3 protein-coding genes are annotated in these 5,986 nt (G+C 65.9%); 2 read left to right on the forward strand and 1 reads right to left on the reverse strand.

From position 1 onward, the window contains the following. Positions 1 to 2,011, forward strand: a 2,011-nt coding sequence (locus tag EN745_RS27835; protein ID WP_127422739.1) for a histidine kinase dimerization/phospho-acceptor domain-containing protein, incomplete at its 5' end; no start/stop codon positions are given. Positions 2,012 to 2,259: 248 nt separating this feature from the next. On the opposite strand, the gene EN745_RS27840 is transcribed toward EN745_RS27835, so the two are convergent. Then, positions 2,260 to 4,209 carry an acetoacetate--CoA ligase gene (locus EN745_RS27840; protein ID WP_127422740.1) on the reverse strand — a complete coding sequence of 650 codons (1,950 nt, stop codon included), beginning with the start codon at positions 4,207 to 4,209 and terminating at the stop codon, positions 2,260 to 2,262. Between the two features lie 158 nt (positions 4,210 to 4,367). Here EN745_RS27840 and EN745_RS27845 point away from each other — a divergent pair. Next, positions 4,368 to 5,986: AsmA family protein (locus EN745_RS27845; protein ID WP_145992162.1), on the forward strand; the 1,619-nt coding region annotated here is incomplete at its 3' end.

The raw sequence follows: 5,986 nt of genomic DNA on the forward strand, positions 1-5,986 counted from the left end.
AGACGATGCGGAACCGGCGGAACCGCAGGAGAACGATGCCGAGGACGAGAGCGATCTGGCTCGCCTCGACGGCGAACCGGACGAGATTGCCGAAGAACCTTCCGCCGGCCAGGCTACCCCGCCCCCGGTCTCGGGCTCGCTGCTCGACTACGCGGGCAGCGACGACCAGACCGGCCCGGTGGCCGAAAGCAGCGACGCCGCGCCGGTTGCCGGACCGGACGAAACGACGGCAGCGGCAGAGGCCGCGGAGCCCGCTGATACCCGGTTCGATATTGTCGGGACACCGCCCGACGGCCGCGCCGGCGACGACAGCATGACCGCGGACGATTTCCGCGATGCCGAGGACAGCGAGGATTGGGCAGCGTCCGGTGAGGACGCCTCCCCCGACGATGCCGGGCCTGCCGATGCGGCTGCGCCCGCGGCGGAGCGGCCGCGCCTGCAGGTGCCGCCGCTGCGGCTCGACGGCTTCGTGCCATCGGCTTTCTCGACCGGTGAGGAAGCCAAGGCGCCCGATACCTCCATACTCGGCAAGCTGCCGGTGCCGCTGCTCATCCACTCCGGCGACGCGCTCTACTATGCCAATGACGAGTTCCTGCGCCTGACCGGGTATGACACGCTCGACGAGCTGACGGATGCCGGCGGGCTCGGCGCCCTATTTGCCGATCCCTATTCGCCACCCGAGGACGGCGCTGCCGGCGAAAGCGACCATGCGCTCAAGTTGAAGACGCGCGACGGGCAGGAATTCCCGATCGACGCCATCCTGCGCTCGGTGCCGTGGCGCGCCGGCAAGGCGCTGATGCTGGTGGTGCGCCGCTCCGGCGAGGAGGGCGCGGCGCCCGCGCATTTCAGCGCCGCCAATGACGAGCCCACCCAGCAGCCCGACACTTCCGAGCTGAAGAGCCGCATCGCCGAAATGCGCACCATCATCGACACCGCCACCGACGGCGTGGTGCTGATCGGCCGCGACGGCAACATCCGCTCGATCAGCCGGCCGGCGGAAGCGCTGTTCGGCTTCGACAGCGACGAGGTCGCCGGCAAGCCATTCGCCTCGCTGTTCGCCATCGAGAGCCAGCGCGCGGCGCGCGATTATCTTGGCGGGTTGTCCGAACCCGGCGTGGCGAGCGTGCTCAATGACGGCCGCGAGGTAATCGGGCGCGAGTCGCAGGGACGGTTTATTCCGCTGTTCATGACCATCGGCCGGCTGCCCGGCGACAGCGGCTTCTGCGCCGTCGTGCGCGACATCACGCAGTGGAAGCGGGCCGAGGAAGACCTTACCCAGGCACGCGCCGTGGCCGAGCGCGCCTCCTCGCAGAAGACGGATTTCCTGGCCCGCATCAGCCACGAGATCCGCACGCCGCTCAACGCCATCATCGGCTTCTCGGAACTGATGGTGGACGAGAAGTTCGGTCCTGTCGCCAACGATCGCTACCGCGACTATCTGCGCGATATCAACCGGTCGGGCAACCATGTGCTCGACCTCGTCAACGACCTGCTCGACATCTCCAAGATCGAGGCCGGCCAGCAGGAGATGGATTACGAGGCGGTGTCGCTCAACGACACGTTGGCCGAAACGGTGGCAATGATGCAGCCTCAGGCCAATCGCGAGCGCGTCATCATCCGTTCCAGCTTCGCCTCGCGGCTGCCGGAAGTGGTGGCCGACCTCAGAAGCGTGCGCCAGATCGCGCTCAACATCCTGTCGAACGCCATCCGCTACACGCAGGCCGGCGGCCAGGTGATCGTGTCCACCGCTTACGAGACCTCCGGCGACGTCGTCATGCGGGTGCGCGACACCGGCATCGGCATGAGCCAGGCCGAGATCGAGCAGGCGCTGAAGCCGTTCAAGCAGATCAATGCGCTGAAGCGCGGACGCGGTGACGGCACCGGGCTTGGGCTGCCGCTGACCAAGGCCATGGTGGAAGCGAACCGGGCGCGGTTCAGCATCACCTCGACGCCCGGCGAAGGCACGCTGGTGGAAGTCGCCTTCCCATCGACCCGGGTGCTGGCCGAATAGCGCACTGCGGGAAAAAGAAAGGCGTCCAACGGGACGCCTTAAGGATGGGATTGCTGTCACAACGGGGGCTTGAGCGAATCTGAACCTCAGGGGACGAGGAACGGGATTTCTCCCTCAAGTTACGTGCGACTATCGGCGCCGTCCCTTAACAAGTTCTTACCGGGCCGCCAAAAAATTTACGAATGTGTACCACTCGTGAAATCTAGGTAAATTCGGCCGACATTTTTCGTTAACCATGCCAGGGCAGTTCAGTCGGCGAGCTGCGGCAGATTGCGGAACAGTTCCAGCGCTTCCGGATTGGCCAGCGCCTCCTTGTTCTTGATGGCGCGGCCGTGGACGACGTCGCGCACCGCGAGCTCGGTGATCTTGCCCGATTTGGTGCGGGGAATGTCGGTGACCGCGACGATCTTGGCCGGCACATGGCGCGGGCTGGCGCCAGTGCGGATCTTGGCGCGGATGCGCTTTTCCAGATCCTCGTCGAGCTTCACGCCGGCGGCCAGCCGCACGAACAGCACGACGCGCACGTCATTGTCGAAATCCTGGCCGATGCACAGCGCCTCGAGGATCTCCGGCATCTGCTCGACCTGATTGTAGATCTCGGCCGTGCCGATCCTGACCCCGCCCGGATTGAGCGTCGCGTCGGAGCGGCCATGGATGATCATGCCGCCATGCGCCGTCCATTCGGCGAAATCGCCATGGCACCAGACATTGTCGAAGCGCTCGAAATAGGCGGCCCTGTATTTCTTGTCCTCCGGGTCGTTCCAGAAGCCGATCGGCATCGCCGGAAAGGCCTTGGCGCAGACCAGTTCGCCCTTTTCCTGCCTGACCGGCCTGCCGTCGTCGTTCCAGACATCGACGGCAAGGCCGAGCCCGGGCCCCTGGATCTCGCCGCTCCATACCGGCTCGATCGGCACGCCGAGCACGAAGCAGGAAACGATGTCGGTGCCGCCGGAGATCGAGGCCAGGTGCACATCCGTCTTGATGCCGTCGTAGACGAAGCGGAAATCCTCCGGCGACAACGGTGAACCGGTCGACGAGATGGTGCGCACGCTCGAGAGATCGTGCGTGCCGATCGGCTTGAGGCCGGCCTTACGCACGGAATCGATGAACTTCGCCGAGGTGCCGAAATAGGTCATCTTCTCGGCGTCGGCAAAATCGAACAGCGCATTGCCGTCCGGATAGAAGGGCGAGCCATCATAGAGCAGCAGGGTCGCGCCCGAGGCGAGGCCGGAGACCAGCCAGTTCCACATCATCCAGCCGCAGGTGGTGAAGTAGAACAGGCGGTCGCCATCGAGCAGGCCGGCATGAAGGCGCTGTTCCTTGACATGCTGGATCAGCGTGCCGCCGGCCGAATGGACGATGCACTTCGGAATGCCGGTCGTGCCGGAGGAGAACAGGATGTAGAGCGGGTGCGCGAACGGCAGCCGTTCGAAGCTTACGGGCTTCGCGACGAAGGACGACAAGGCCGCCTCCAGGGCGTCCGCCTTGTCGATGGTCGCGGCGACGTCGGCCGAGGTGCCGAGATAGTCGACGATCAGCACCTTGCGGACGCTCGCAAGCCTGGCCGCCACCGCCCTGACCCTGTCGGCGACTTCGATCGCCTTGCCGTTATACCAGTAACCGTCAGGCGCGATGAAGACCACCGGCTCGATCTGGCCGAAACGGTCGAGAACGCCCTGCTCGCCGAAATCCGGCGAACAGGACGACCAGACGGCGCCGATCGAAGCGGCGGCGAGCATGGCGGCGACGGTCTCCGGCATGTTGGGCATCATTGCCGCGATGCGGTCGCCCTTCTTCACCTTCAGCGACAGGAAGAGCTGCTGCAGGCGCGACGTCAGCGCATTGAGTTCGTTCCACGACAGCCGCCGCTCGACCTTGTCCTCGCCGCGAAAAACGATCGCATCGCCGGAGCCGGTTTTCTTCAGCAGGTTCTCGGCGAAGTTCAGCCTGGCGTCGGGAAAGAAGGCGGCGCCCGGCATCCTGTCGCCGTCGACCAGCACGCGTTCGCCCTTGTCGCCGACGACACCGCAAAAATCCCAGGCTAGGCCCCAGAACGCCTCGCGCTCGTCGATCGACCAGCGGTGGAGCTCGGCATAGGAGGAAAAGGCCGTACCCGTCTTGGCCGCCGCGGCCTTCATGAAGGCGGTCATGGGCGCCGCGTCGATCTGGTCTTGCGTCGGCGTCCAGGCCGGTGGCACCGCTTATGCATACCGCAGCGCAGCAGAGCAAGATTTTGTTCGGCCGGCGGCTTCAGATGTGCGCAAATGCCATCGCCGGGCCATAAAGACTTGAAATGCGTCGGCGCTGGGGTACATCCGTCGGACGATTTGTCGGCAATGGAAGCATATAGGGCGATATGCCATCATCTTTGATCCGGCGCGGAGCATGGGCGATCGGCTTTGCCGTGCTCGTCATCGCGCTGGTCGTCGCCGCGCTGCCGCTGATCGCCTCGACCCGCATCGTGCGCGACCGCATCGCCTGGGAAATGAGCGCCTGGAGCGGTTTCAGGGTTACTATCGATGGCTCGCCGCGCATCGAGGTCTGGCCCACCTTCCGCGCCATCCTGACCGACGTGACGCTTTCGCAATGGACCGAGACCGACGCGCCGCCGGTGATCGAGGCCGAACGGGTAGAGGTCGATCTTTCGGCCATGGCCGCCTTGCAAGGCGACGTCGTGTTCTCGACGGCGCGGCTGGTGCGGCCGACGATCAGGGTCCAGCGCACCGCCAGAGGCTTCTTCCTGCCGGCCATCCCGACCGGCGGCCGCATCACGCGCTCGATCGACACCGCGCGAGGCCTCGTCACCGCCAACCCGCAAAAGCCCGATCTCGGCAAATTGCCCTCGGACCCGTTCGGCACGGTGGAATTCAGGGACGGCCGCGTGGTGGCTTCGCTCGGCGGCAAGGACCAGGAAATGCTGAGCAGCCTGACCGGGCAGGCGAACTGGGCGGCGATGAACAGCAACGCGACGCTGACGGCGACCGGCATCTGGCGCGGCGAAAGCGTCGCCGTCGACTTCGCGTCGCCCAAGCCGCTGGTACTGTTCGCGGGGGGCGCTGCTCCGCTCACGCTCTCCGTCAAGGCGGCACCTGCTACCTTCTCCTTCGAAGGCGTAGCCTCGATGTCGGACAACGCCTATTTCGACGGCCAGGCGAAATTCGCCGCGCCCTCGCTGCGGCGCGCGCTGGAGTGGTCGCAGGCCGGCATCGCGCCCGGAGCCGCGATCGGCTCGGTCTCGGTCGCCAGCAAGGTGACGGCGGCGGCCGGCCGGGTGAAGTTCGAAAACACCACTGTGGCGCTCGACAACAATCCGGGGATGGGAGCGCTTGACTTCTCCTTCGGCGAAGCACTGCCGGTCATCTCCGGCACGCTCGCCTTCGACACGCTCGACCTCCGATCGTTCCTCTCGGCCTTCACGCCGCTGGCGCCAACCGGCGAAACGGGTCCCGGCGAGATCGACACCAGCTTCGCCGACAAGATCAATCTCGACCTCCGCGTGTCGGCGGCGCATGCCACGGCAGGACCGGTCCAGCTTGCCGACGTCGCCGCTACGGCGCAGGTCAAGAACGGACTTGCCGTCTTCGACATTTCCGACGCCTCTGCCTTCGGCGGCAACATCCAGAGCAGCCTGCGCTTCGACCGCAAGCTCGAAGGCACGCAGGTCGAGATCCGGCTTCTCGCCTCCGACGTCGATGGCGGCGCCTTCGCCACGGCGGCAGGGATGACGAGACTGGTGCCTGTCGGGACGGCAACCGTCTCGGTCATCCTCAAGGGGCCGGGCAAATCCTGGAACTCCATCTTCGAAAACGCCGATGGCTCTGTCTCGGCAACCGTCGGGCCGGGCGCGCTCACCGGGCTCAACCTGCCGGCCTTCCTCAAGCGCACCGACCAGGGCGGCTTCTTCGCGCTCGACGACGTCGCCGACGGAACGCTGCCGATCGACGGGGCCGAGATCAAGGCGAGCATCTCCAAGGG

It is taken from the genome of Mesorhizobium sp. M4A.F.Ca.ET.022.05.2.1, assembly GCF_003998845.1.
Taxonomy (GTDB): Bacteria; Pseudomonadota; Alphaproteobacteria; order Rhizobiales; family Rhizobiaceae; genus Mesorhizobium.